This window comes from Roseateles sp. GW821-FHT09H11 (assembly GCF_059415845.1).
The window spans coordinates 71818-97071 of record NZ_JBWKOA010000001.1 but is presented as its reverse complement, the minus strand read 5'-3'; the positions used below and the strand labels follow the sequence as shown (position 1 = coordinate 97071).

The window sequence follows — 25254 nt, the reverse complement described above, 5'->3', positions numbered from 1 at the left end:
GCCGCGTTATTCGAACGAGCAATTGCTGACGACTCCGAAGCGTTTCGCAACATGACCGCAATGAGACGGTCACGGCGCTTTCGGACAGTCGATTCCCGGGAGGAACCCTGAATGAAGAAATGGATCGCCATCGGCGCGCTGGCGCTTCTGAATGCCTGCGCTTTCACGTCCTACACCCGCATGTTCGGCGGCTACGGCTACAGCGACGCGCCGCTCTCGCCGGACCGGTACCGCGTGACCTTCGCCGGTTACCAGGGCGACGTGCCGTCCAAGGCGGCCGATCAGGCCCTGCTGCGCAGCGCCGAGGTGACGCTGACGAAGGGCTACCGCTACTTCGTCGTCGTCGAGGAGCGCAACGACGTGCTGACCAGCAGCTACACCGTGCCGGCGACGCAGACGACCGAGACCACGAGCAAGGTCGAAGGTAATGAGACGAAGTCGGTCTCGACGACCACCTACAACGAGGCCAAGACGGTCACGCAGAAGCAGCCGGCGACGACGCTGACGATCCAGTGCTTCGCGGACAAGCCCGCCGGTGTCGCGCCGGAGAAGGTCTACGACGCGCAGTTCCTGTGGACGGAGATGGGACCGCGCTACGGGGTGAAACGGCCGCCCAAGGCCTGAACGCGGACGGCGGGGCGGATGGACCAAAGTCAATCTCCACCGAGAGCCATGCACAACGGCGCACGCACCTCAATACGGCCTACAAGGCATTCGAATGACGCCCCCGGCCATGGCCGGGGGCGTCACGGCGGCCTGGCGGCACTGCTGACCCTCGCGGCCTGCGCGTCGGCGCACGCAGGTACCGCGGCTAGCGCGACTAACGCGGCTAACGCGGCTAACGCGGCTAACGCGACGCTGTGCCAGCCCGACGAAGTGGTGGCCTTCTCGTGCCCGACGGCGACCAAGGTCGTGTCGCTGTGCGCGAAGCCGGAGGCCGGTCCGGGCGCCAGGACGCTGACCTACCGCTACGGCACGGCGAAGAAGGTGGAGCTCGAGTACGTCGCCTCGGCGGACAACGGCAGGAGCTTCGGCGCGACGGCCTCCCCGGCGGCGCCGGGCGCATCGGTGCACCAGCTCTGGTTCAACCGCGGCGACATCCGCTATCTGCTCACCGAATGCGTCGGCGGCAATTGCCCGTACGAGGCCGGCGTGGCGGTACTCAATCCCGACAAGGTGCTGATGAGCGCGCGCTGCGTGGCCGGCGAGACGCCGAGCCAGGCCTTCTTCGCGCGTTCGCTGATCCAGTTCGGCAACGGGATCGACGACACGCGGTCGCAGACGACGCTGATCAAGCCCGAGGACTCGGACAACAGCCTGGATCAGATCTACAAGACGGGACGCCCGCCGCAGTGAGCGCCGCTCGCGCGGGCGCCTGCGCGCCGTGTGCCGCGATACGTCGTCGGCAGCGACGTTCGCTCAGTGCCGTGCAGCAAGCCACGCCGCCACGGCCGGCAGTCCGGCCGCCGCGGTCGTCTGCCAACGGAAATCCACCCGCGCGGCCACGTCGCCCGGCTGCGGATTGATCTCGACGATCACCGCATCCTCCGGTGCGAGCCGCACCATGCCCGCCGCCGGATAAACGACGCCGGAGGTGCCGACGATCAGCAGCAGGTCGCAGTCGGCGATGCGTTGCGCCGCCGCGTTCACGACCTCGTCGTCGAGCTGCTCGCCGAACCACACGACGCCCGGACGGATCGAGCCCTTGCCGCACACCGCGCAGGTCGGCGGCGCCAGTCGGCGTTGCGCTTCAGGCGGCGGAGCGTTCAAGGTCGCGCGTGCGCCGCAGCGGTCGCATCGTGCGGCGAAGAGACTGCCGTGCAGGTGCAAGGCGCCTTCGACGCGCGCGCGCTCATGCAGGTCGTCGACGTTCTGCGTCACGACCTGCGCGCCGAATTCGCGCTGCAAGCGAGCGACGGCGACATGGCCCGGATTCGGTGTCGCGGCCATCACATGACCGCGGCGCCATTCATACCAGCCCCAGACGGTCTCCTTGTCGCGCTGCCAAGCGTCAGGTGTTGCCAGTTGCTGGGGATCGAACTCGCCCCACAGCCCGTTGCTGCCTGAACGGAATGTCGGAATGCCGCTGTCGGCCGACATGCCGGCGCCGCTGAACACGACGATGTGCTCGAAACGGCGATTCAGCAATTGACTCAGTGCTGTGGGTAGGTCGTCCCACTCGTTCTTGTCACTCATGTTCAGAAGTCCGTCGATTTGCACTGCACGATTCCCCCGCGAGAGGGCGTGCGTCTCCCCCGAGGATTCGAATGGGCCGCAGGGATGCGCTCGGATAATCGCATGTCATGAGCGATCGGAGCAAAGCTGTTGACTCTGCTGGAGAAGAGGGCCGACAAGGTGATTGCCAGGCGCCGAGCGCGGCGGCCGCTGAGCAGCCTGCGGTTTGACATGCAATGTCACCGCTTCATACAGATTGTCTGGGTATGCTCGCGCCCGCGATGCGCGAGTGCGCATCCCATCCAGGGAGAAAACACATGAAGCAGATCTGGTTTGCCGTCGGGTTGTCGGCGGTCGTGGCAGGCGCCCAAGCGGGACAGGATCAATCGACCCGGCTGGTGTCGGAAGGTCTGGATCGGACGACCTCGTCCAGCGCGTTCGGCACGCTGGCCGATCACGGCACCCAGTCCGGCACCGGCGCCGGCGGTGTGCCCTTCAAGACCGAGTCCTGGGCTGCCACGTCGGTCAGTCCCGGTGCGGTGACCGCATCGACCTTTGCCTCGTTCGACGGCCCGGGAACGGTGTCGGCCACCGCATCGGCGAGCCTCTACGATTTCGTGAGCATCGACAGCGGTACGCCGTCGGAGCTCCTGAAGGTGCGCTACAGCGTGGCCATCTTCGGCGGGACCGGGAGCACGATCGATGCGCAACCCGGCAACTCGAACTTCGGTGGCGAGACCTTCTGGCAGGCGTCCCAGACCTTCGGTCAGAGCACCTCGCGCGCCAGCGCATACACGTGGGTCTTCTACGACGGCACCACGCCCACCCAGCTGCCGCCCGGCCAGCCCTCGTCGACCATCGGCCAGGTCTTCACCTTCGAGACCATGATCCGCTCGGGCGCGCGCAGCATGATCGAACTGTCCCTCCAGAGCAGAGTGGCGCTGAACATGCTGAATTACGCCGTGTCGGGCAACGGCGGATCGCTGTTCACGCAAGGGATCTACTGGGGTGGCATCTCGTCGGTCACCCGCGCCGACGGCAGTCTGGTGGACTACACGCTGACGTCCGATTCGGGCACGGACTGGACCCGGTCCTTCGCGCCGGCCGCCGCGGTGCCTGAGCCCTCTGCCGCCTGGATGGCCGTCGCCGGTATCGGCGCCTTGCTGGTGCGTCGCCGGCGCGCCAGTGCGACGCAACCGGCCGGGGTCACGCCAGCCTGTTCGCCGGCCTGATCGCCCGGCGGCGCCGAGGGATCAGCCCTTCAGCGCCGCCTCGATCTTCGCCACGTCGATCTTCTTCATCTCCATCATGGCGTTGAAGGCCCGCTTGGCAGCGGCGCGGTCAGGGCTGTTCAGCGCCTCGGACAGCACGCGGGGCGTGATCTGCCACGAGACGCCCCACTTGTCCTTGCACCAGCCGCAATCGCTTTCCTGCCCGCCGTTGCCAACGATCGCGCTCCACAGCCGGTCCGTCTCCGCCTGGTCATCGGTCGCGACCTGGAACGAGAAGGCCTCGCTGTGCTTGAAGGCCGGGCCGCCGTTGAGGCCGATGCAGGGAATGCCCATCACCGTGAACTCGACGACCAGCACGTCGCCTTCCACACCGGAGGGGTAGTCGCCCGGCGCGCGGGCGATGCGGCCCACCTTGCTGTCCGGGAACGTCTTCTCGTAGAAGCGCGCGGCTTCCTCGGCATCGCGGTCGTACCAGACGCAGATCGTGTTCTTCGCTTGCATGAGGGTCTCCTTGGGGTTGGTGGGACATCCTATGCACGACGAGCGGTGCGCCGCATTTTCGACACGGTCCTCCGCATGAGGGACACGGTCGCTGTGCGGCGATAGAACACACCCCACCTGGCGGCCTCGCGCCCTCAGATGCCTCCCGCAGAGACGATGGGACCCGTCGGCTTGCCGGTGCGGGAGCCGCCGCTGGGTTCCAGGCTGACGGCGAAGGCCTGGGTGTCGTCGAGCAAGTTGGCGCGCGTCACGGTGGTCGGCACGTCGCCCGCCGCGATCAGGCCGAGCGAGCGCGGCGCGCCGGCCTTCGGGACGGCCCAGAGCTCCAGTGCGTGAGCGGCGTCGATGACCACCGGCGCCAAGGGCTTGAGCACCAGCGCCCGGCCATCCGCGGACACGCTGGCGACGAAGCCCGTCTTGACGAGCTCGACGCCCTCCGGCGTGCTGCGCAGCACCACCACGATGGGTGCCGCCTCGGGCACGGGCCGGGCCACCATCACGCCCAGCACAACCGAGGCCGCGAGGGCCACGGCACTGAGGCCTCGCCAGAAGCGCAGCGGGCCGGAGCGACCCTGTGCGGTCGAACGCACTTCCGAACGCACTTCCGAAGGCGAAGGCGAAGGCGAGGTCGAAGGCGAGGTCGATGGTGAGGTCGACGGCGATGCGGCCGTCGAGGCCACGACGGCCCCGCCCTCCGCCGCGCCGAAGAGGCGCGTCTGTATCGTCGTCCACACGCGTGGCGGCGGCTCGACCGGAGCCACCTGCCCCGCCAGCAGCTGCAGCCGCGCCGTCCACGCCGCCGTGGCCGCGGCGAGCGCGGGATGCGCCGGCAGCAGGCGTTCGAAACGGCGGCGCGCGCCGCCCCGCAGCGTGCCCACGGCGTAGTCGGCGGCCAGCCGCTCGGCGCGTTCCGGATGTCCGTAGTCCATCAGATCACCCGGCCCATCTCGCCCAGGCGTCCGGTGGCCCGATCCAGGCAACCGCGCAGGCTCAGCAGCCCGCGCCGCACCCAGCTCTTCACCGTGCCCAGCGGCTGGCTCATGTGTTCGGCCACCTCGGAGTGGGAGAGCCCCTGGTAGTACGCCAGCGCCAGGCTGCTGCGCTGCTCGCCGCTGAGCTGCGACATGCAGCGCTCGAGCGCATGGGCACGGTTCGCGTCGTCCAGCAGGTCCAGCGGGCTGGGCTGCTCGCTCGGCATGTGGTCCAGGAGGTCGCGCTCGCCGTCGCCGCCCTCGCCGCCGTCCAGCGCGCCGAAACGGCTGATGGTCGCCGGTTGCGCGGCCCGGCGCCGCAGGCTGTCGATCGCCCGGTGGCGCGCGATCGTCGTGAGCCAGGTCAGCACCCTGCCGTGCGCGACATCGAAGCTCGGCGCCTGCCGCCAGACGGTGATGTAGATCTCCTGCAGCACCTCCTCCGCATGACCGCGGTCGCGGTTGATGCGCAGCACCATGCCGAACAGCGTCGCGCTGGTGGCCCGATAGAGTTCATCGAACGCGCCGCGGTCGGATGACGCCACGCGCGTCATCAGCGCCGCGAGCCGCTCGTCGCGCTCCGCATGGGCGGACGGCGCCGCATCGGCCCGCGGATCGGGACCGGAGTCGTCGGAGGAGGTGGTCATGGCCCCTTCTACGCAGGCGATGCGCATCTGGATCAAAAAGGGGATCAGAGCGGCGTTGGAATGGCTTCGGAAAGGATTCGGAACCGCGTCAGAAGCTGCGGCGCAAGGTCACGCGCAGCGTGCGGGGTTCCGCCGGATGCACGTGGCGATCGGCCACGGCGGCCACCTCGCCCGGGAGTCGGGATTCATAGAAGTACTCGATGTCATTGACCCGGCGATCGAGCAGGTTGAACACGTCCAGCGTCACCTCCGTCTTCGTCCCGAAGCGCCGGCTCACGCGCAGGTTGGTCGTCAGCGAGGCGCGGGACCGCACGCTGTCGTCCTCGATCAGCGGCGCGCTGCCGAGGTAACGCCATTGCAGGCTGGCCGACCACGGTCCCAGATCGCGCACCGTCACGCCGAACGAGGCGACCTTGTCGACGGCATTGGGGATCCGCGCGCCGGCGGGGTCGGCATCCGAAAACCGCGCCCGCGTCCAGGCCAGGTCGGCATCGATCAACAGCCACGGCATCGGCACGAAACGGTTGTTCCATTCGACGCCGTGCCGCTTGCTGGGCCGGTTGGCTTCGGTCGCGCCGGCATCGCCGACGTAGACCAGCTCGGAATCGAAATCGAGCTTCCACAACGCCAGCGAGCTTTGCAGCCCCGGCACGATCTCGCTGCGCACGCCCAGCTCGTAGCCCTTGGCCTTGACCAGTCCCGGCACCGCGTCCACAGGATCGCCGCTGCGCGGATCGACGCGCGCCGTCACGCCGCGCGCGTCGTTGCTGTGGAAGCCGCGACCGGCGTTGAGGAAGAGCTCCGTGCGCGCCCACGGCCCGAGCACCAGCGACCACTTCGGCGACGTCAGGGTCTGCCGCGCGGAGCCCGAGTTCATCGCGTTGCCGAGGCTGTCGACGCGGAATCGCGCCTGGTCCGCCCGCACGCCGACGACGGTGCGCGCCCAGGGCGTGAGCTCGACGCCGAGGTCGCCGTAGACGCTCGCGAGCGTCTCCCGCACCCGATCGTCGCGCGTCGTGCCGATCGTCGTCCGCGCCTGCGTGTCGAAGAGCCCGACCCGCGCGCGGTCCTGGCGCAACTGCACGCCGACTTCACCGCGCGCCGGCAGCCCGCCCAGCGTCGTCTCCACCGCGTGGCTGGCGCTGAAGCCGTAGATCTTGCGGTCGTCCTTCTGCGCGAACTGGTCGCCCGTCTCGGGGCGCTCCATCGCGTAGGTGAAATTGGAGTAGAGCGACAGCCGGTACGCCATCGCGTACGCGGCCACCCGCGTGCTGCGGCCGCCCTCGTCGCGGGACCACTCGCCCGACAGGCTGCTGCGACGGGTGCTGCCGCCGTCGCTCGGATCGATCGCATCGAAGCGGCCGAACGGCCGGCCGTCGAAGCTGCCCGCATCGATGAGACGCTGGGGCACCTGGTCGGTCGACGTCCAGTCGGCGCGGTAGTCCATCAGGCCGATGCGCCAGCGATCGCCGCCCGACGCGCCGGACAGGCTCAGCACGAGGTTGCGTCGGCTCAAGTCCTCGGGCAGCGGCCACGGACCGTCGTTGCCCATCGCCTCGACGGCGCCGAGCAGTTGCACGCCCTCCGCGACACGCGTCGATCCCGCCGCCAGCGCGCGACGGTAGCGTCCTTCGCCCAGCGTCAGGCTGACGAAGGGGGCGTCGAGCTCGCGCAGGTAGTCGATGTCCGCCGACCCCGCGGCGGCGAAGTCGCCGTTGCGGGCGAAGTACGGTCCCTTGCGGTAGTCGATGCGCTCGACCAGTTCCGGGATCAGGAAGTTGAGGTCGGCATAGCCCTGCCCGTGGGCGTGGCTCGGCATGTTGACCGGCAGCCCCATCACCGTCGTCGCGAAGTCGGTGCCGTGGTCGAGGTTGAACCCGCGCAGGAAGTACTGGTTCGCCTTCCCGTCGCCGCTGTGCTGCGTGACGATCAGGCCGGGCACGAACTCCAGCACCTCGCCGGGCCGCAGCACCGGCCGACTCTTGAGAAGGCCCGCGCGGATCGTCCCCTGCGAGGCCGCATCGCTGCTGCCGACGCCGTTGTCGTAGTGGCGTCCCTCCACCTCCACGCGTTGCAGCGCGAGGATCTGCGCGGTCGTGGCGTCCGGTTCAGACGCGAGTGCAGAGGCCCACGACGTCATCTGTGCGATGGCCAGCGCGGTCGTCGCCATGTGAGATGTCTTCATGCGCCCACCCCCAGGAGCTGCAGGTCGAAGAGACGCTCGACCAGCCAGACGATCGCGATCAGCGCCACGATCACGGATCCCGCGCCCAGCACCCATCGCGGATAACCGCGCCAGCGCCGCGCGGCCCACGCCAGCGGCACGAGCACGGCGACGATCGCGAGTTGCCCCGCTTCCACACCGAGGTTGAACAGCACCAGCGGTGCCGCCAGTTCGGACCGCGCGAGTCCCAGGTCCTTCAGCGCGCTCGCAAAGCCGAAGCCGTGCACCAGCCCGAAAGCGAAGGTGAGCCGCCAGCGCGTCTCCATGAGCACCGGCCGCAGGTTGTTCAGCGCCGCGAGCAGCACGCTCAGCGCGATCAGGCTTTCGACCCAGCGCGACGGCGGGTTGAGCACGTCGAAGACCGCCAGCGCCAGCGTGATCGAATGCGCCACCGTGAAGGCCGTGACCACGCCGAGCACGCGCCACAGCGCCGGCCGCCACGCGGTGTCGGGACGCCACTGCCCCGCCTCGCGCCGCAGCACCGCCGGCAGCAGCAGGACGACGAGGAACAGCACATGGTCCACGCCGATCCAGATGTGATGCACGCCGTCGCGGAAGATGCCCGCCAGGCCCTGCGTCTGGCCGCTGTCCGCTCCGACAGCGCCGGGCTGGCTCGCCGCGGCGTCACTCCCGGCAAGGCCGGCGGCGGTCGCGCGGTCCGGTCCGAGCGGCACGGTCATGCCCGCCGTTCCCGGCGCGACCACGGCGGTCTTCGCCGCCCCGCCCTGGCGCCAGACCAGCACGCCGCGATGCGTCGGGTCGGTCGCCGCGAACAGCCCATAGGACAAGGTGCCGACCGCCGGCGCCCGCCCACAGGTCCACGTCTGCACGAGCACCGCATAGCGGCCGTCGCTGTGCTGCTCCAGCTGCAGCGGCGGGAGCGGTCCGGGTCGGCAGGTGAAGCCCTGGGTGTCGCGGACCTCCAGGCGCACGCTGCGATCCACCAGCGCCTCGATGTCCGCCGCCCGCGATCGCACCTCGCCCCAACGCAGCAGGCCGTCGTCGTCGGCATCGAGGACCAGATCGCGATCCAGGTCGCGCAGGGCGATGTCGATGCGCAGCGTCGCCGTCGTGTCCGCCACGCGCAGCTGCAGGTAGGCATCGCTGGCCTTGTGGGCCTGCACGATCGAAGCGCCCATGACGCCCCCGAGCACGACGCAGGCAGCGACGACCCATCGAAGCCACGCGCTCATCCGGGAGCCTGCCGTCCCTGCCTCGTTCATCCGAGCGCCGTTCATTCGAGCGCCGTTCATTCGAGCTCCTTCAGACGCCGGTCCTGCATCGACCGCTCGCGGATGAAGGCTCGAACCGGCTCCGCCGCGTCCGGCCGCTTCGCCGCCCGCGCGGCGCGCAGGAGCAGCACGGCATCCGCCGGCTCGCGCTGTTGAGCCCAGTTCGTCGTGGCCTCCTTCAACGCCAGCGCCGCATCGCCCTGCACGTCCAGCGCGAAGCGCGCCCGCTCCCGCGCGTGGCTGGTGTCGCCGCGCAACGCCGCCGCGTCGAAACGCTGCTGCATCTCGACCGCCGCGCGCGCGGCGCCGGCATCGCCCGACCGCTTCCAGGCGATGGCCAGGCGCAGCAGCAGCGCGTCGGGAAGTTGGTCCAATGCCTCCGGCTGACCGGTGCGCACGACGCCGGCGGCATCCTTCGGACGGCCCGCATCGAGCAGCCAATCGGCATACGCCGCGCGGACATAGAGCTCGTCGTCCAGTTGCAATGCCCGCGCATACAGCGGCCCGGCCGTCGCGAGCCCTTGGCGCTCGGCGAGCTCGGCCCGCAGCAGCGCGATCCAGGCATGCGGCGCACCCGGCGCGCGATCGAGCGCCGACAAGCGCTGCGTGGCGGCCGCGTCCCTGCCCTGCAGGCTGTCGAGCTCGGCCAGACAGGCGTGTCCGTGCGACAGCGCCAGCGGCGGCGCCGCCAGTCGCTCGCAGCCTTGCCTGGCTTCGTCCCAACGGCCGCGCACCTGCAGGATGCCGGCGCGCGTGAGTTCCGCCTGGGCCTGGAGCGCGGCCGGCAGTCCGCGCGCGCCGAGCAGACGATCGAGTTCCTCCAGCGCCGCATCGAAGTCATGCCGCGCCTGCAGCACCGTCGCCTTGAGCAGGCGCGCCGCGGGCGGCGCGTCGCGATCGTTCCACCACGGTTGCAACCACGCCTGCGCGGTGCCGAGGTCACGGGGATCACCGTAGCGCCGGCTGCGCTCGATGGCCTCGCGCGCGGCGCGCAGCGCCAGCCCGAGGTCGCGCGGTTGCTGCGCCAGCACCCGCTGCTCGGCGCGCTGGCGCGCGCGCTCTCCCGCCGATCCGGCGCGCAGCGGCAGCCGCTCCACGACCTCGTCGTCCTGACGAGGTGTGAAGGGCTCCGCCCACACCGCCGCGGCGAAGGGGGCCACGCACGCGAGCACGAGGGCTCGCGCGGCCTTCAACTGACGGACACCGGTTCGTCGGTCTCGCTGGCGGGCGGCGTCGTCACGTTGTCGGCCGTCAGCGGCTCCGCGGTCTCGCTGCTCGACTGGGAGGTCGTCAGCGTGAACTGCGTGTAGGCCGCGGAAGACCCGAGCGCGCTGTCGGGCACCGACGTCGGGGTCGCGTCGACCGGCCCGCCGCCGTCACCATCGTCGCCGCCGCCGAAGCAGCCGGCCACCATCGCGGCGGCGGCGATCGCCGTCAGCGCGAGCGCCGGTCGACGCAGGCGCGCCACGCGGGTCCGATCGTGGCGATCGGCAGTCGGGGACGATCTCGAAGAGGATTCGCTCATGATGGTCTCCTCAGTCACTGCGTGCCGCCCAGGGGCGTGTACAGGTAGGGGAAGCCGGGCAGCAGCGGCACCACCGCCTGGTCGACCGCGTCATGCAGCTTGAACGCCGTGGCGCCCAGCGGCACCGCGGCCGGCTTGCACGCCGCGCCGAAGCCCAGCGCGTCGGTGTCGCCGTTGGCCACGCACAGGCCGCCCATCACCGCCACGAGCGAGATGTCGACGATGTCGTCCTTGGGTCGGCGGCCGTTGGGGTAACCCGCGTTGTCGTTGCCCTGCGCGAGCAGGTTGCCGACGATGCCCAGCCGGTTCTGCTGCGCGAAGGGCACGGCCGCGATGGACGTGTTCAACCGGAGCTCCTCCGACGCGACCACGTTCGCGGGCTGGTTCACGCCCTTGATGCCGGTGAGGAAGGTCGTGACCAGGTCGTTGCGCGGCAGGTTGGTCGGCGCGGTGCCCGGCAGGTTGAGCACGGTGGACAGCAGCGCCGGCAGCGTCGGGTGGGTCACGTAGTTGGCGAACTGCGCGTCGTCCTTCGGCCTGGAGGCGTTGAAGCGGTCCTTGTCGGGCAGGCCGATGACGACCTCGTTGACCAGCGGCATGCCCAGGCGCGAGACCTGGACCCAGGCGCCGCCGGCCTTGTCGCTGTTCTGGTGGCCGGGCTTGGGCGCGGGATCAAGAATGCGGGCCTGGCGCATGCTGGCCGAGGTCCAGCCGCCGATCACCGGTTCGGTGCCGGCGACGAGGCAGCTCTTGTGCACCTCCAGCGCGAGCGTGGTGACGTTCTTCCCGTCCAGCGTGTTGGGCGCCGCGTTGATCTGGGCCGGGTCGGTGATGACGCCGACCGGCGCGTTGACGAGGTCGAAGATCGTGCCCAGGTTGACCGCGAACGGGTCCTTGCGCTGACCCACGAAGACCTTGGCCGGCTGGCCGCAACCGGGAATCGTGACCGAGTAGATGTGCTTGGCCGCGTAGGCCGCGTAATCGGCGATCGTCTTCTTGCCGATGTTGTCGACCGGCTTGTCGAAGGACGTCCCGCCGCCGCTGGCGTTGACGATGGCCGCGCGCGTGCCGGAGCGGCGGTCGCCGCGCACGACGTCCACGGTGTAGCTCTCGTTGAGGTTGAGCGTGGCGGCCTTCACGTCGGACACGGGGCCGGACTGGATCAGCGGGATCGGCACGCTCTTGTCGCCGATGGTCAGCGCGGTGCCCTTCAGGGAGTTCTTGAACCGGAACTGGAAGGTGATGTCTTCCTTGGCGTCGCCGTTGTTGTCGACGTGGATCTCGTAGAGCGCGTTCGGGTCCAGCGAGAAGTAGTTAGGGCCGCCGTACGGGTCCTGCAGCGGCAGGTAGTTGGCGATGAGCGTGACGTAGTCGGTGCGGCCGGCCTCGTAGCTCATGAACAGGTAGAAGTCGGTCGCATCCGCCTTGGGGACGGTGGTGATGAACGGCGCCTCGCGGTGGCTGGACGCGAAGGCCAGGCCGGCGCACAGCGCGCTCGCGGCGAACAGCCCGACGCGCAGGGGCGTCGATGGGAACTGGGTCATGGAAAGCTCCTCGTTGTTGAGGGAACGATGTGGTGGAGGCGGGCGCGGATCAGCGCCACCCGGGTCCCTTTACGCGGCGGGGTGCGCGTTGGATGCGCCGTCCCCGTCCGTGTCGCGGGTTTGATGTCCACCGCTCCTCCCGGAGGGCAAGGACGCGCCCTGTCAGTCCGTCATCGCGTCAGCGATGGGCGGGACAGGCCCTGCAGGTTTCCGATGAATCCAGAAGTCGACGGGCTGCGTACGCGTCGCGCGCAAGGCGCGCCACGCGTGCCCGGTCGTTGCCTGGGCCTGCATTCATCACCGGGGCCGAGGCCTCGGACTTTTTCGGCGGGGAGCTACCGCTTCCGCCCCGTCGCCTTCGACATCCCCTTGATCCCGCCCAGGATCAGATCGATGCCCGCGAGGAAGTCGCCGCGGTCGTCATGGTCCCGCAACTGCGCCGCCACCGATCGCGTGAACGGGTAGTCGCGCTCGTCGAGCGCGGACCACGCGTCCGCCACCTCGCCGAGGAAGTCTTCCCGATCCAGCTCGCGCGTCTGCGCCGAGAGCCGGTTCGCCGCGTTCTGTCCGCCGACGCCGAGGATGTAGTGCAGCAGCGCCGATGTCGCCGACCACTGCCCCGCAAGCGGCGCACCGAGCGCCCTCACCTGCTGTCCGATGCACTCGAGCAGACGCACCGTCGGCAGCGCGCCAGCCGAGTGGAACAGCGCCGACCCGATCCACGGGTGCTCGTCCATCGCGTCGAACATGCCGAGCGCCAGCGCGCGGATCGTGTCCTCCGGCGTCTCCGCTTCCGCATGGACGGCCATCACACCGGCGATCACGGCGTCGCAGGCGGCGACGATCAGATCGCCCTTGTTCGCGATGTGCCAGTAGATCGCGCCGGGTCCGGTCGCGAGCCGCTCCGACAGCGCGCGGAACGTCAGCCCGCCCTCCCCGGCGCTGTCGAGCAGCTCGATCGACGCGTCGATGATGCGATCGCGCGAGAGGGAATCCTCGCGCCGTTGAGGCGCACGTGTCTTCTTGACCATGCCGCATCTTGACACAACTGGAACGTCGCTCCATCATCATGGAACGTCATTCCACACATCGGCCTGTTCCCTCCTTGTCGGGCGATGTCACTCCAGCCTGAAGGATTCCAGATGACACGCACGATCGCGATCGTCGGCGCCGGCCTCGGCGGCCTGATGCTCGCCCGGGTACTCCACGTCCACGGCATCGCCTCGACCGTCTACGAGGCCGAAGCCTCCGCCACCGCGCGCACGCAAGGCGGCATGCTCGACATCCACGATGACAGCGGCCAGATCGCCTTGAAGGCCGCGCGGCTGCGTGACGGGTTCGTCCGCCTCATCCATCCCGGCGGGCAGGCCTCGCGCGTGCTCGACAAGACCGGCGCGGTGCTGCTCGACCAACCCGACGACGGCAACGGCGGGCGGCCCGAAGTGCGCCGCGGTGAACTCCGTCGTCTGTTGCTGGACTCGCTGCCGGCAGGCACGGTGCAATGGGGTCGCAAGCTGGCATCGGTCACTGCGCTCGGCGGCGGCCGGCATGCAGTGAGCTTCGCCGACGGATCTACGACGATGACGGATCTGCTCGTCGGCGCCGATGGGGCCTGGTCGAAAGTCCGCCCCCTGCTCTCCGACGCGAAGCCCGCGTACATCGGCACGACCTTCGTCGAGACCCATCTGTCCGATGCGGATGTCCGCCATCCCGCGAGCGCGCAGGCGGTCGGCGGCGGTGCCCTCTTCGCGATGGTGCCAGGCAAGGGCCTCTTCGCCCACCGCGAGCCGGACGGCGTGCTGCACACGTATGTGGCGCTGCGCAAGCCGATGGCCTGGGTGTCCGAGATCGAAGCCGCCGGGCCCACCGCCGCACGGCATTGCGTGGCCGCGGAATTCGCGGGCTGGGATCCGGCGCTCACCGCGCTCATCACCGATGGCGAGACCGATCCGGTGCTGCGGCCGATCCATGCGCTGCCCTCAGATCATCGATGGGCGCGCCTTCCCGGCGTGACGCTGCTCGGCGACGCGGCGCATCTGATGGCCCCGGCGGGCGATGGCGCGAATCTCGCGATGCTCGACGGCGCCGAGCTCGGTGCATCGATCGCCGGGCATTCCGATGATCTCGAAGCGGCGCTCGCGGCCTATGAGGAGAAGCTCTTCCCCCGCAGCGCCGCGGCGGCGGCGGGGGCGGCCGAGGTGCTCGACGCCTGCCTCGGCGACGAGGCGCCGCACAGCCTGGTGCGCTTCTTCGACCAGGCTCAGCCGGCCGCCCGGCCGTGAAGCGTCAACGGGTGGTGTCGGTGTCCACCGGGACTGCCCGCTCAAGCATGGCGTGCAGCAGCACATTGCAGCCCGCCGTGATGTGCTCGGGCTTGGCATCCTCGATCTCGTTGTGGCTGATGCCGTCCTTGCAGGGGATGAAGATCATGCCCGTCGGCGCGAGTCTCGACATGTAGACGGCGTCATGCCCCGCGCCGGAGACCGTGGGCATGCTGGAATAACCGAGCTGTTCAGCGGCACGCGCCACGGCATCGATGCAGTCCTGGTGGAAGCCGATGGCCGAGTAGCTCGACACCATCTCGATCTTCACCTCCACGCCGTGCTCCGACGCCACCTGCGCGGCGAAGGACTTCACCTCCTCGACCATCTGGTCGACCAGCGCGTCCGTCGCATTGCGCAGGTCGATGCTGAACTTCACCTGGCCCGGGATCACATTGCGACTGTTCGGAAAGACCTGCACCATGCCGACGGTGCCGCGGCCGTGCGGCGGATGGCGGTGCGCGGCATTCACCACGTCCTGCATGATGCGCGTGGCGGCCAGGAGCGCATCCTTGCGCAGCGCCATCGGCGTGGGGCCGGCGTGCGCCTCCATGCCGGTGACGGTGCAGTCGAACCAGCGGATGCCCAGCACGCCCTGCACCACGCCGATGGTCTTGTCGTTGTCCTCCAGCACCGGCCCCTGCTCGATGTGGGTCTCGAAGTAGGCGCCCATCGGATGGTCGCCGGGTTCCTGCTCGCCGATGTAGCCGATGCGCTCGAGCTCGCCGCGCACGGTCTTGCCTTCGATGTCGGTGGCGGCGTACGCATGGTCGAGCGTGAACGCCTTGGCGAACACGCCCGAGCCCATCATGACGGGCACGAAGCGGGAGCCTTCCTCGTTCGTCCAGAAGGCGACCTCGATCGGCGCCTCGGTCTCGATGCCGTGGTCATTGAGCGTCCGCACCACTTCCAGCCCGGCCAGCACCCCGTAATTGCCGTCGAACTTCCCGCCCGTGGGCTGCGTGTCGATGTGACTGCCGGTCATGATGGGCGCCAGCGCGTTGTTGCGGCCCGGGCGGCGCATGAAGGCGTTGCCGATCTTGTCGATGGTGACCGTCATGCCCGCCTCTCGCGCCCAGCGGAGGACCAGGTCGCGGCCGTCCCGGTCGAGGTCGGTCAGCGTCAGGCGGCACACGCCGCCCTTGGGCGTGGCGCCGATCTTGGCGAGCGCCATCAGCGACTCCCAGAGGCGCTCGCCGTTGACGCGCAGCGCGTCCAGTCGGGTGGGTGTCTTCATGTCCATCGCAAACCCCCTTCTCATCGCACCACGGCAGTCGGCGCGAGATCCTGCGCGCGCGCCTGCACAGCCTTGAAGTTGGGACCGAAGGGAGGGCGCTTGAGGTAGCGGCCCTTCCCCTGCTCGGCCCGCAGATCGCCGTTCGCGTAGACGAGCCGGCCCTGGGAGATCGTGTGACTCGGCACGCCGCGCACCGTGCGGCCCTCGAAGATGTTGAAGTCGTTGCGGCTGTGGTGGGTCTTGGCGGAGAGTGTCTTCGTGCCCTGCGGGTCCCAGAGCACCAGGTCGGCATCGGCGCCTTCCGCGATCACGCCCTTTTGCGGATAGAGGTTGAACAGCCTGGCGCAGTTGGTCGACGTGATCGCGACGAATTCGCTCGGCGTGAGCCGGCCGGTGTTGACGCCCGCATCCCAGATCACGGCCATGCGTTCCTCGATGCCGCCGCAACCGTTGGGGATCCTGGCGAAGTTGTCCTTGCCCGCGGCCTTCTGCCCGGCGCAGAAAGTGCAGTGGTCCGTCGCCGTGGTGTGGAGCTGGCCGCTCTGCAGGCCGCGCCAGAGGAACTCCTGATGGATCTTGGGTCGGAACGGCGGACTCATCACATAGGCCGCGGCGGTGGCGAAGTCGGGGTGCCGGTAGACGCTGTCGTCGATCAGCAGATGGCCCGCCAGCACCTCGCCGTAAACGCGCTGCCCGCGCGCACGAGCGCGGGCGATGGCCTCGGCGGCCTCGATGCAGGAGACATGGACGATGTAGATCGGCACCCCGAGCACATCGGCGATCGCGATGGCGCGGTTGGCGGCTTCGCCCTCGACCATCGGCGGGCGCGAGAGCGGGTGCCCCTCGGGCCCGGTGATGCCCATCTTGGCCACCTCCTGCTGGAGCAGGTAGACGAGTTCGCCGTTCTCGGCGTGCACGGTGGGCATGGCGCCGAGCTCCAGCGCGCGGCGAAAGCTGTTCACCAGCGTCTCGTCGTCGCACATGATGGCGTTCTTGTAGGCCATGAAGTGCTTGAAGCTGTTGATGCCCTCCTCGGCCACGAGCCGGCCCATGTCGGCATGCACGCTCTCGCTCCACCAGGTGACGGCCACGTGGAATCCATAGTCGGCGGCGGACTTCCCGGCCCATTCGCGCCATTGCCGGTAGGCCTCCACCAGGGGCTGCTGCGGATTGGGGATGACGAAGTCGATGATGCTGGTGGTGCCGCCGGCCAGGCCCGCGGCGGTGCCACTGAAGAAGTCGTCCTGCGTCACCGTGCCCATGAAGGGCAGCTGCATGTGGGTGTGAGGATCGATGCCGCCGGGCAGCAGGTACTGGCCGGCACCGTCGATCCGCTCGCAGCCGGACGGCGCCTCGCGTGCGGCGGCGGCGCCCACGGCCGCGATGCGGCCCTCCACGCAGAGCACGTCGGCCCGGGTTTCGCAGTCGGCGTTGACCACGGTCGCGCCGTGGATGAGCAAGGCGTTGTTCATCTCGACATCTCCTCAGGCATTGGCCGGTACCGGCGTTGCGCGCGCGCCCATGGCCACGCGATAGACCACCGCCGCGATCGCCATGCCGACGAACCAGGCGTAGGTGTAGATCAGCTTGAAGGGCTCCGCCACATCGCCGAACCGCGCCGGCAGCGCCGCGTTCAGGAAGCCCGGGAGATTGGGCAGGACGCCGAGCACGAAGGCCAGGAGCGCGGCCCGGTTCCAGCCCGAGCCGTAGCTGTAGCGCCCGCCCTCGCGGTACAGGTCGTCGACCTGCAGCTCGGTGCGCCGGATCAGGTAGTAGTCGACGATCAGGATGCCGGCCACGGGACCGAGCAGCGCCGAGTAGCCGATCAGCCAGGTGAAGATGTAGCCCTGCGTCGACTCGAGGATCTTCCAGGGCATCATGGCCAGCGCCAGGCCGGCGGTGATGAAGCCGCCGGTGCGGTACGAGATTCGCCGAGGCGCCAGCGCCGAGAAGTCGAAGGCCGGGCCGACGAGGTTGGCCGCGAGGTTCACGCTCACGGTGTCGATCAGCAGCACGATCAGCGCGATCAGCACGGCAGCGCCCGTCATCCGGCTGGCCAGGTCCACCGGGTCCCAGATCGCCTTGCCGAAGATGACCACCGTGGCCGAGGTCACGATCACCGCCAGCGCGGCGAGCAGGCCCATCGGCGCCGGCAGGCCGATGGCCTGGCCGACGAACTGGTCGCGCTGCGATCTGGCGAAGCGCGTGAAGTCGGGGATGTTCAGCGCCAGCGTGGCCCAGAAACCGACCATGGCCGTGAGCGAGGGCCAGAACACGGCCCAGAACTGCCCGGCCTTCCTGCCGCCGTCGACGAACTGCGAGGGCTGGTCGAGGATCGGTCCGAAGCCGCCCGCACGCTGCCACGCCCAGCCCAGCAGCACGAAGCAGATCGCGATCTTGATCGGCGCCGTGTAGGTCTCCAGCTTGCGGATCGATTCGATGCCGTGGACGATGAAGTAGAACTGCAGCCCCCAGAACGCCAGGAAGCACACAAGCTGTCCGGCCGTGATGCCCAGGCCCGGCAACGGATCGGCGTCGAGCGGGCGGCCCAGGATCGTGCCGATGAGCGTGTAGATCATCATGCCGCCGAACCAGGTCTGGATCCCGTACCAGCCGCAGGCCACCAGGGCCCGCAGCAGCGCCGGCAGCCGCGCGCCGCGCGTGCCGAAGGACGCCCGGGCCAGCACCGCGTACGGGATGCCGTGCTTGGCACCCGCGTGGCCGATCAGGAGCATCGGGATCAGCACGATGAAGTTGCCGAGAAACACGGTCAGCACGGCCTGCCGCCAGGACATGCCGGCCTCGATCAGTCCTGCCGCCAGCGTGTAGGCGGGAATGCACATCACCATGCCCACCCACAGCGCGGCGAAGTGGTACCAGCGCCAGGTGCGCTGCTCCGGCCGGGTGGGCGCCAGGTCGGCGTTGGACAGCTGATCGTTGCCCGGCGTGTTCATGCGGCCCCCTGCACGGTCTCGGGCGCGCTCGCGCACTGGCTGCGCGGGTTGTTCGGGTGCGTCGTCCAGTTGGCGTAGGTACCGGTGACCGGCTGGCCGGTACGACGATCGATCTCGCCGGGCTTGAGCGCGCGCATCGTGATCGTGTCGGGCACCGGGCAGATGGAGACGCACAGGTTGCAGCCCACGCACTCCTCGTCCTTGACCTCGAAGTGGCGCCTGCCGTCCTTCGTCGCGCTGATCGCCTGGTGCGAGGTGTCTTCGCAGACCACGTGGCAGCGACCGCACTGGATGCAGCTGTCCTGGTTGATGACGGCCTTCTCCACGTGGTTGAGGTTCAGGGCGTTCCAGTCCTTCACCGTCGGCGTGGCGCGGCCCCGCAGTTCCTCCACGGATCGCATGCCGCGCGAATCGAGGTAGTTGGACAGCCCGTCGCACAGGTCCTGCACGATCTTGAAGCCGTACACCATGGCCGCGGTGCAGACCTGCACATTGCCGGCGCCGAGGGCGATGAACTCCGCCGCGTCCCGCCAGGTGGTGATGCCGCCGATGCCGGAGATGGGCAGGCCGGCGGTCAGCGGATCGCGGGCGATCTCGGCCACCATGTTCAGCGCGATGGGCTTGACCGCCGGGCCGCAGTAGCCGCCGTGCGAGCCCCAGCCGTCGGTGCTGGGCAACATGGCGAGCCGGTCCAGGTCCACGCCCATGATGGAGTTGATCGTGTTGATCAGGCTGACGGCATCCGCGCCGCCCGCCTTGGCCGCACGCGCCGGGTGGCGCACGTCGGTGATGTTGGGCGTGAGCTTCACGATGGTGGGCAGCCGGGAGTAGTGCTTGCACCACTCGGCAATGCGCTGGATGTACTCGGGCACCTGGCCGACGGCCGCGCCCATGCCGCGCTCGCTCATGCCGTGCGGGCAGCCGAAGTTGAGCTCGATCCCGTCGGCGCCCACGTCTTCCACCATGGGCAGGATGCGCTTCCAGGCCATCTCGTCCACGGGCACCATCAGCGAGACGACCATGGCACGGTCCGGCCAGGCGCGCTTGACGCGGGCGATCTCCTCGAGGTTGGTGCGCAACGGCCGGTCGGTGATCAGCTCGATGTTGTTCAGACCGATGACACGGCGGTCCTGCGACATCAGCGTGGCGTAGCGCGGGCCGCTCACATTGACCACAGGCGGATCCTCGCCCAGCGTCTTCCACACCACGCCGCCCCAGCCGGCTTCGAACGCGCGGGTGACGTTGATCTCCTTGTCGGTCGGCGGCGCGGACGCCAGCCAGAACGGGTTGGGGCTCTTGATGCCCGCGAAAGTGGTGGTGAGATCAGCCACGGTGGACCTCCTGGGGGCGTGCCTGGGAACTGCCGGCCTCGTCGCGCAGCGCGGCGTCGATGGACACGGCCGCGCGCTTGCCGTGCTCGACGGCTTCCACCGTCAGATCGCGGCCGCCGTGGCGGCAATCGCCGCCGGCCCAGACCCGCGGGTGGCTGGTGCGCCCGTCGTCGTCCGTGCCGATGCGTCCGCCGACGAGCGTGATCGCGGCGCCGACGGGCTCCGCGACGAAGGTCTGGCCGATGGCCTTGAGCACCATGTCGGCGGCGAGCGTGAAGGCCTCGCCGGTCTCCACGAGCTGGCCGCCCTGCTCCGCCGTGGCGGCAAAGCGCACGCCGATGACCCGCCCGCCGTCGCCCAGCACCGCCGTGGGCTTCGCCCAATGACGCACCGTGACACCGTTGGTCTGGGCCCAACGCACCTCGACGTCGGAGGCCGAGAGCGACGCCGGCCCGCGCCGGTAGACCATGGTCACTTCTTCGGCGCCCAGCAGACGGGCCTGCACCGCCGCGTCCACCGCCGTCATGCCGCCCCCGATGACGACGACGCGCCGGCCGACCGGCACCTGCGCGGGATTGCTCTGGCGCAGCTCGGCGATGAAGTCCACCGCGGCGCGCAGGCCGTCCAGCTGCGGCTCCTCGATGCCCAGCGCGTTCACCCCCGCCAGGCCCATGCCGAGGAAGACCGCGTCGAAGCCCGCGAGCAGCTCGTCGAGCGTGAAGTCACGGCCGAGCTGCTGTCCGCAGCGCGGCTCGATGCCACCGATGGACAGCAGCCAGTCGATCTCCTGTTGCGCGAAATCGCCCGCCGTCTTGTACGTGGCCAGGCCGTACTCGTTGAGCCCGCCCAGCTTGGGCTGGGCGTCGAAGAGCACCACCTCGTGGCCGCGTCGCGCCAGGCCGTGCGCGCAGGCCAGGCCCGCCGGGCCCGCGCCGACGACGGCCACGCGCCGGCCGGTCACGGCGGCACGTGTGAACAGCGGCGCGCCGGGCGTCGAGAAGTGAGCATCCGTCGCGTAGCGCTGCAGGCTGCCGATCTCCACCGGCTTGTCCTCGTTCCTGTCTCGCACGCAGGCCTGCTCGCACAGGACCTCGGTCGGACAGACCCGCGCGCACAGGCCGCCCAGCGGGTTGGCCTCCAGGATGGCGCGCGCCGCGCCGCGGAGGTTGTCCTGCGCGATGCGCTGGATGAAGGTCGGGATGTCGATGCCGGTGGGACAGGCCGCGATGCAGGGCGCATCGAAGCAGTAGTAGCAGCGCTCGGCCTCGATCAGCGCCTGCACGCGCGTCAGCGCCGGGTGGGCGTCGCCGAAGTTGCGGGCGTAGGCGGCGGCATCGAGCCGTCCGGCGCGGATCCCGCCCGGAGGGCTGTCGTCCGATGTGTGTGGCGATGGCACGTTCGTCATCTCGACCTCATCCGTTGGCGATCAGTACGGCGGCGATATTTACTGAGAAGTAAAAAATTGACCATCGCGTAAAAACCCGATGAAGACGTCCTGGGGCGTTGCCGCCCACAATCGGTGCATGGAGAAACAGTTGCAGACACCGCCGCGCAAGGTCAGTGCGGCCCGCATCCGGAAGCAGTCGCAGATCCTGGCCGAGGCGGAGCAGCAGTTCGCGCGCTTCGGCTTCGAGGGCGTCTCGCTCGACAGCATTGCCGCGGCGCTGTCGATCAGCCGGCAGAACATGCTGTACTACTACGCGAGCAAGGAGGAGCTGTACGGTGCCGTGCTCGACAGCGTGCTGGCGTCCTGGCTCGAGAGCATGGACACCTTGGCCAGGGAGCACGAGCCCGAGTCGGCGATCAGTGCCTACATTCGCGCCAAGCTGCGTTTCTCACGCGAGCGCCCGGGCGGCTCGGCGGTCTTCACGCGCGAAGTCATGGCCGGTGCGCCGCGCTACGCCGACAAGCTCGCCAAGAGCGTCGTGCCGCATCTGCGCGCCAATGTGCGCACCTTCGAGCGCTGGGCCAAGCAGGGCCTGGTGGCGCGCGTGGACTTCACGCACCTGATGTTCCTGATCTGGTCCTCGACCCAGGCCTATGCCGACCTGGGCCCCCAGTTCGCCGTGGTGATGGGCAAGCGGCAGTTGTCGGAGGGCGACTTCGATGCCGCCCACGCCTTGATCACGAGTGTGGTGATGAAGAGCCTGCGCGGCTGATTCAGCGCGTGCTGTCCGCCACGGCGTTCCGCCACGTCGTCGGCGACTTCCCCGTGACACGTTTGAATGCGTTGCTGAAGGCGCTCTCGGACGCATAACCGAGCGAGCGCGCCAGCACCGCCACCGGCGTGTCCTCCTCCCTCAACGCGCGCTCCGCGAGTCGCATGCGCCAGTCGGCGAGGTAGCTCAGCGGAGCGACGCCCGCGACGTCCTTGAAGCGCACGGCGAAGGTCGTCCGCGACATCGCGCAGGCGCTCGCCAGTTCTTCGAGATGCCAGCTTCTCGCGGGGTCGCCATGCATCAGGCGCAAGGCCGGCGCGAGGCGCGGATCCGCCAGCGCGCGCAGCCACCCGGCGGGCATCGGGCCCGACGCCTCCAGATGCGCGCGCAGGATCTGGATGAACAGCAGCTGCGAGAGTTGCTCCGTCACCAGCTGCGCGCCGGGCAGCGGATGGGCCCGCTCCTCGACGAGCTGCGCCAGCACCCATCGGAACACCGTGGCCCGAGGCGAGGCCGCCCGGATGTGGATCCACGGCGGCAGGACGCCCTCGAGCAGGCGTCCGCTTGCCGGGTCGAGCAAGACATGACCCCCGAGGTGCGCGAAGTCCTCGCCGTCGCCCAAGGTGGCCGTCGAGCGGCCGGCGCCGGAGAAGAGTCCCATCGCATCGACGGGCTCGATGTCCAGGGCGCTCGCCAGCACCGACGCCCGCTTCGCCGCCAGCAGCCCCACGTCCCCGGTCTCGAAGAGGACCGCGTCGGGCTCGCCCTCGATGCGCACCCAGCAGCGGCCCTTCACGACGGCGAAGAACTTGATCTTGTCGGGCGCGGGGAAGCGGATCGCCCACTGCCCGCCGGCCCGGAAGCCGCCGGTGACCAGCGACTCGGCGCGCGTGAACTTGAGGATGTCGGAAAACGGATCAGCCTGCATTTCCGAACTATCACGCAAGTGATGCGTACGCTCAAGCATTCACAGTTCGGACGCCGCCTCCTATCGTGCCGGTCTTCGGCCTCGGGGCAGCGGACTGCACCGCTCGACGAGGCCACCCCCGTGGAAGACTTGAAGAGCATGAACGACATGAGCAATTCGAACGACCTCGACGACCCGGGACATCGGAACGATCCGAAGGACCCGCGCGGCGACCTCGTCCTGGTCACCGGCGGCACCGGCTTCATCGCCCAGCACTGCATCCTCGCGCTGCTCGCCGGCGGCTACCGCGTGCGCACCACCCTGCGCACCGCGAAGCGAGAAGCCGAGGTCCGCGCCCATCTGCGCGTCGGTGGCGCCGATCCCGGCGATCGCCTGTCCTTCGTCGTCGCCGACCTGTCGGCCGACGCCGGCTGGAGCGAGGCCGTGGCGGGATGCCGCTACGTGCTGCACGGCGCCTCGCCGACGCCCTCGGGCACGCAGGCGAGCGAGGAAGACTGGATCCGCCCCGCGGTGGACGGCAACCTGCGCGTGCTGCGCGCGGCGCGGGAGGCCGGCGTCCAGCGCGTCGTGCTGACCTCCGCCTTCGGCGCGATCTGCGCCGGCCACGGGCCGATGTCCCGTCCCTTCGACGAGACGGACTGGAGCGACCTCTCCGGCCAGGTCTGGCCGTATCAGAAGTCCAAGACGCTGGCTGAACGCGCCGCCTGGGACTTCATCGCGAAGGAAGGTCGCGGGCTCGAGCTCTCGGCGATCAACCCGGTCGCGGTGCTGGGCCCGGCGCTGGGTCCCGACACCTCCCATTCCATCGGCCTCATCCAGCGGATGATGAACGGCCAGCCCGGCTGTCCGAAGATCAACACCGGCGTCGTCGACGTCCGCGACGTCGCCGACCTGCATCTGCGCGCGATGGTCGACCCGGCCGCGAACGGCGAGCGCTTCCTCGCCACCGCCGGCGACAGCCTGTGGATGGTCGACATCGCGAAGCTGCTCAAGCGGCGGCTCGGCGCCGACGCGCACCGCGTGAAGACGCGGGTGCTGCCGAGCTGGCTGGTGAAGCTGATCGGGCGCGGCACGCCCGCGGGGCGCAGCGTCGCCTGGCTGCTCGACCGGAACATGAACGCCTCGGGCAACAAGGCGCGACGCGTGCTCGGCTGGCGGCCGCGGTCCAACGAGGAGGCGATCGTGGCGACCGCCGAGAGCCTCATCCGATTGGGCATGTTGCGCGACGCGAAGTAGCGCGCGCAACACCCCGCGGAACGCTCACTCGACGGTGATGCTCCGCTCCTTGATGAGCGTGGCCATGCGCTTGAGTTCGGCGTTGACGAACTTCTCCGACTCGGCCACGCCGCCGTGGAAGGCGTCGCCGCCGAGCTCGGCGATCCGCGCCTTCACCTCCGGCGAGGCCAGCGCCTGCTGCACGGCCTTGGACAGCCGGTCGACGACCGGCGCGGGCGTGCCGACCGGGGCGAACAGCCCGTTCCATTCGTACATCTCGAAGCCGGGCAGTCCTGCCTCGGCGCCGGTCGGCACGTCCGGCAATGCCGCGGAGCGCTTCTTCCCGCTGACCGCCAGCGGGCGCAGCTTGCCCTGCTTCACGTACTGCAGCGTCGAGGCCACGTTGCCGAAGAACACGGGGACCTGGCCGCCGATCACGTCGGTCAGCGCGGGGCCGCCGCCCTTGTACGGCACATGCATCATCTCGACCTTCGCCGACTGCTCGAACAGCACGCCGGCGATGTGCTGCGCCGAGCCGTTGCCCGATGAGGCGAAGGCCACCGCATCCGTCTTCGCCTTGGCCGCCGCCACCAGTTCGGCGGCGTTCTTCGCCGGGAACTGTGCGTTCACCAGCACGACGTTGGGGAACAGCGCCGTCACCGCGACCGTCTTGAAGGCCTTGCCCTGCTTGTAGGGCGAGTTGGGGAACAGCGTCGGCGTGACGGCATACGAGGACGCGTCGAACAGCAGCGTGTAGCCGTCGGCCGGCGCCCGCGCCACGGCGCCGGCGGCGATCTGGCCGCTGCCGCCCGGGCGGTTCTCGATGATGATGGTCTGCCCGAGCGCCTCGCCGACCTTGGGCGCGATCAGGCGCGCGATCAGGTCCGCGCCGCCGCCGGGCGGGTAGCTCACCATGAAGGTCACCGGCTTGGTCGGCCAGGCTTGCGCCGAGGCGCCGCCGGAGAAACTGGTCAGGGCGGCCAGGGCCAGCGCCGTCAGCACGGCATGGCGTCGTTGGATCATCGTGGGTCTCCAGGGGAAAAAGGAACCCGCGCTTC

The 25254-nt window shown here is 69.6% G+C and carries 23 protein-coding genes; 6 read left to right on the top strand and 17 right to left on the bottom strand.

The window, feature by feature from the left end; translation table 11 throughout:
- Nucleotides 1–111: 111 nt before the first annotated feature.
- Together AC07PR_RS00475 and AC07PR_RS00470 are read left to right on the top strand one after the other, a co-directional pair.
- Nucleotides 112–624: a CC0125/CC1285 family lipoprotein gene (locus AC07PR_RS00475; RefSeq protein WP_377154725.1), complete on the top strand. Its 513-nt coding sequence runs from the start codon at nt 112–114 to the stop codon at nt 622–624.
- 255 nt (nt 625–879) lie between these two features.
- A complete protein-coding gene (locus tag AC07PR_RS00470; protein ID WP_495134003.1) occupies nt 880–1356 on the top strand; it encodes a hypothetical protein in 477 nt (158 codons plus the stop codon).
- 63 nt (nt 1357–1419) lie between these two features.
- On the opposite strand, the gene AC07PR_RS00465 is transcribed toward AC07PR_RS00470, so the two are convergent.
- The gene (locus tag AC07PR_RS00465) at nt 1420–2196 is read right to left on the bottom strand and encodes an NAD-dependent protein deacylase (protein WP_495134002.1); all 777 of its coding nucleotides are present in this window, start codon (nt 2194–2196) and stop codon (nt 1420–1422) included.
- 296 nt (nt 2197–2492) lie between these two features.
- Here AC07PR_RS00465 and AC07PR_RS00460 point away from each other — a divergent pair, with 296 nt between their 5' ends.
- Nucleotides 2493–3407 carry a hypothetical protein gene (locus tag AC07PR_RS00460; RefSeq protein ID WP_495134001.1) on the top strand — a complete coding sequence of 305 codons (915 nt, stop codon included), beginning with the start codon at nt 2493–2495 and terminating at the stop codon, nt 3405–3407.
- A gap of 21 nt (nt 3408–3428) precedes the next feature.
- Here AC07PR_RS00460 and AC07PR_RS00455 read toward each other — a convergent pair whose 3' ends face one another.
- From AC07PR_RS00455 to AC07PR_RS00415, 9 genes are all read right to left on the bottom strand, one after another.
- Entirely contained in the window at nt 3429–3908 is a 480-nt protein-coding gene (locus AC07PR_RS00455; protein WP_495134000.1) for a VOC family protein, read from the bottom strand.
- Nucleotides 3909–4042: 134 nt separating this feature from the next.
- Nucleotides 4043–4837, bottom strand: a complete 795-nt coding sequence (locus tag AC07PR_RS00450) for an anti-sigma factor (protein ID WP_495133999.1) — start codon at nt 4835–4837, stop codon at nt 4043–4045.
- Entirely contained in the window at nt 4837–5526 is a 690-nt protein-coding gene (locus AC07PR_RS00445; protein WP_377154715.1) for a sigma-70 family RNA polymerase sigma factor, read from the bottom strand. Before AC07PR_RS00445 ends, AC07PR_RS00450 begins: the two co-directional genes overlap by 1 nt.
- An 88-nt stretch (nt 5527–5614) precedes the next feature.
- A complete protein-coding gene (locus AC07PR_RS00440; protein WP_495133998.1) occupies nt 5615–7711 on the bottom strand; it encodes a TonB-dependent receptor in 2097 nt (698 codons plus the stop codon).
- Nucleotides 7708–8943 carry a HupE/UreJ family protein gene (locus AC07PR_RS00435; protein WP_495133997.1) on the bottom strand — a complete coding sequence of 412 codons (1236 nt, stop codon included), beginning with the start codon at nt 8941–8943 and terminating at the stop codon, nt 7708–7710. The genes AC07PR_RS00440 and AC07PR_RS00435 overlap by 4 nt, the downstream gene beginning before the upstream one ends.
- Before the next feature lie 56 nt (nt 8944–8999).
- Nucleotides 9000–10142, bottom strand: coding sequence for a hypothetical protein (locus tag AC07PR_RS00430; protein WP_495133996.1), 1143 nt, complete (start codon nt 10140–10142; stop codon nt 9000–9002).
- A 29-nt stretch (nt 10143–10171) separates the two neighbouring features.
- Entirely contained in the window at nt 10172–10507 is a 336-nt protein-coding gene (locus AC07PR_RS00425; protein ID WP_483106658.1) for a hypothetical protein, read from the bottom strand.
- Nucleotides 10508–10521: 14 nt separating this feature from the next.
- A complete protein-coding gene (locus AC07PR_RS00420) occupies nt 10522–12051 on the bottom strand; it encodes a DUF4331 domain-containing protein (protein WP_495133995.1) in 1530 nt (509 codons plus the stop codon).
- A 335-nt stretch (nt 12052–12386) separates the two neighbouring features.
- Entirely contained in the window at nt 12387–13082 is a 696-nt protein-coding gene (locus AC07PR_RS00415; RefSeq protein ID WP_495133994.1) for a TetR/AcrR family transcriptional regulator, read from the bottom strand.
- Between the two features lie 111 nt (nt 13083–13193).
- On the opposite strand from AC07PR_RS00415, the gene AC07PR_RS00410 reads away from it, so the two are divergent.
- Nucleotides 13194–14333, top strand: coding sequence for an FAD-dependent oxidoreductase (locus AC07PR_RS00410; RefSeq protein WP_495133993.1), 1140 nt, complete (start codon nt 13194–13196; stop codon nt 14331–14333).
- 4 nt (nt 14334–14337) lie between these two features.
- On the opposite strand, the gene AC07PR_RS00405 is transcribed toward AC07PR_RS00410, so the two are convergent.
- Genes AC07PR_RS00405 through AC07PR_RS00385 form a run of 5 tightly spaced genes read right to left on the bottom strand, consistent with a single transcriptional unit; the run spans nt 14338 to nt 21299 of the window.
- The gene (locus AC07PR_RS00405; protein ID WP_495133992.1) at nt 14338–15615 is read right to left on the bottom strand and encodes a Zn-dependent hydrolase; all 1278 of its coding nucleotides are present in this window, start codon (nt 15613–15615) and stop codon (nt 14338–14340) included.
- A gap of 14 nt (nt 15616–15629) precedes the next feature.
- The gene (hydA, locus tag AC07PR_RS00400; protein ID WP_495133991.1) at nt 15630–17081 is read right to left on the bottom strand and encodes a dihydropyrimidinase; all 1452 of its coding nucleotides are present in this window, start codon (nt 17079–17081) and stop codon (nt 15630–15632) included.
- Between the two features lie 12 nt (nt 17082–17093).
- A complete protein-coding gene (locus AC07PR_RS00395) occupies nt 17094–18563 on the bottom strand; it encodes an NCS1 family nucleobase:cation symporter-1 (RefSeq protein WP_483106663.1) in 1470 nt (489 codons plus the stop codon).
- On the bottom strand, nt 18560–19894 hold the full coding sequence (preA, locus tag AC07PR_RS00390; RefSeq protein ID WP_495133990.1) for an NAD-dependent dihydropyrimidine dehydrogenase subunit PreA: 1335 nt from the start codon (nt 19892–19894) through the stop codon (nt 18560–18562). The genes AC07PR_RS00395 and preA overlap by 4 nt, the downstream gene beginning before the upstream one ends.
- Nucleotides 19887–21299, bottom strand: a complete 1413-nt coding sequence (locus AC07PR_RS00385) for an NAD(P)-dependent oxidoreductase (protein ID WP_495133989.1) — start codon at nt 21297–21299, stop codon at nt 19887–19889. The genes preA and AC07PR_RS00385 overlap by 8 nt, the downstream gene beginning before the upstream one ends.
- 118 nt (nt 21300–21417) lie before the next feature.
- On the opposite strand from AC07PR_RS00385, the gene AC07PR_RS00380 reads away from it, so the two are divergent.
- Complete coding sequence (locus AC07PR_RS00380; protein ID WP_483106666.1) at nt 21418–22053, top strand: TetR/AcrR family transcriptional regulator; 636 nt, start codon at nt 21418–21420, stop codon at nt 22051–22053.
- 1 nt (nt 22054) lies between these two features.
- On the opposite strand, the gene AC07PR_RS00375 is transcribed toward AC07PR_RS00380, so the two are convergent.
- Nucleotides 22055–22981, bottom strand: a complete 927-nt coding sequence (locus tag AC07PR_RS00375) for an AraC family transcriptional regulator (protein WP_495133988.1) — start codon at nt 22979–22981, stop codon at nt 22055–22057.
- 147 nt (nt 22982–23128) lie between these two features.
- Here AC07PR_RS00375 and AC07PR_RS00370 point away from each other — a divergent pair, with 147 nt between their 5' ends.
- Nucleotides 23129–24217, top strand: a complete 1089-nt coding sequence (locus AC07PR_RS00370) for an SDR family oxidoreductase (RefSeq protein ID WP_495133987.1) — start codon at nt 23129–23131, stop codon at nt 24215–24217.
- A 24-nt stretch (nt 24218–24241) separates the two neighbouring features.
- Here the strand turns inward: AC07PR_RS00370 and AC07PR_RS00365 are convergent, their stop codons facing one another.
- Nucleotides 24242–25219, bottom strand: a complete 978-nt coding sequence (locus AC07PR_RS00365; RefSeq protein ID WP_377154685.1) for a tripartite tricarboxylate transporter substrate binding protein — start codon at nt 25217–25219, stop codon at nt 24242–24244.
- Between the last annotated feature and the right edge of the window lie 35 nt (nt 25220–25254).

Coding starts and splice junctions, on each gene's coding strand:
- AC07PR_RS00475 (WP_377154725.1), top strand. CDS start 112: ATGAAGAAATGGATCGCCATCGGCGCGCTGGCGCTTCTGAATGCCTGC.
- AC07PR_RS00465 (WP_495134002.1), bottom strand. CDS start 2,196: ATGAGTGACAAGAACGAGTGGGACGACCTACCCACAGCACTGAGTCAA.
- AC07PR_RS00460 (WP_495134001.1), top strand. CDS start 2,493: ATGAAGCAGATCTGGTTTGCCGTCGGGTTGTCGGCGGTCGTGGCAGGC.
- AC07PR_RS00455 (WP_495134000.1), bottom strand. CDS start 3,908: ATGCAAGCGAAGAACACGATCTGCGTCTGGTACGACCGCGATGCCGAG.
- AC07PR_RS00450 (WP_495133999.1), bottom strand. CDS start 4,837: ATGGACTACGGACATCCGGAACGCGCCGAGCGGCTGGCCGCCGACTAC.
- AC07PR_RS00445 (WP_377154715.1), bottom strand. CDS start 5,526: ATGACCACCTCCTCCGACGACTCCGGTCCCGATCCGCGGGCCGATGCG.
- AC07PR_RS00440 (WP_495133998.1), bottom strand. CDS start 7,711: ATGAAGACATCTCACATGGCGACGACCGCGCTGGCCATCGCACAGATG.
- AC07PR_RS00435 (WP_495133997.1), bottom strand. CDS start 8,943: ATGAGCGCGTGGCTTCGATGGGTCGTCGCTGCCTGCGTCGTGCTCGGG.
- AC07PR_RS00425 (WP_483106658.1), bottom strand. CDS start 10,507: ATGAGCGAATCCTCTTCGAGATCGTCCCCGACTGCCGATCGCCACGAT.
- AC07PR_RS00420 (WP_495133995.1), bottom strand. CDS start 12,051: ATGACCCAGTTCCCATCGACGCCCCTGCGCGTCGGGCTGTTCGCCGCG.
- AC07PR_RS00415 (WP_495133994.1), bottom strand. CDS start 13,082: ATGGTCAAGAAGACACGTGCGCCTCAACGGCGCGAGGATTCCCTCTCG.
- AC07PR_RS00410 (WP_495133993.1), top strand. CDS start 13,194: ATGACACGCACGATCGCGATCGTCGGCGCCGGCCTCGGCGGCCTGATG.
- AC07PR_RS00405 (WP_495133992.1), bottom strand. CDS start 15,615: ATGGACATGAAGACACCCACCCGACTGGACGCGCTGCGCGTCAACGGC.
- hydA (WP_495133991.1), bottom strand. CDS start 17,081: ATGAACAACGCCTTGCTCATCCACGGCGCGACCGTGGTCAACGCCGAC.
- AC07PR_RS00395 (WP_483106663.1), bottom strand. CDS start 18,563: ATGAACACGCCGGGCAACGATCAGCTGTCCAACGCCGACCTGGCGCCC.
- AC07PR_RS00385 (WP_495133989.1), bottom strand. CDS start 21,299: ATGACGAACGTGCCATCGCCACACACATCGGACGACAGCCCTCCGGGC.
- AC07PR_RS00380 (WP_483106666.1), top strand. CDS start 21,418: ATGGAGAAACAGTTGCAGACACCGCCGCGCAAGGTCAGTGCGGCCCGC.
- AC07PR_RS00375 (WP_495133988.1), bottom strand. CDS start 22,981: ATGCAGGCTGATCCGTTTTCCGACATCCTCAAGTTCACGCGCGCCGAG.
- AC07PR_RS00370 (WP_495133987.1), top strand. CDS start 23,129: ATGAGCAATTCGAACGACCTCGACGACCCGGGACATCGGAACGATCCG.
- AC07PR_RS00365 (WP_377154685.1), bottom strand. CDS start 25,219: ATGATCCAACGACGCCATGCCGTGCTGACGGCGCTGGCCCTGGCCGCC.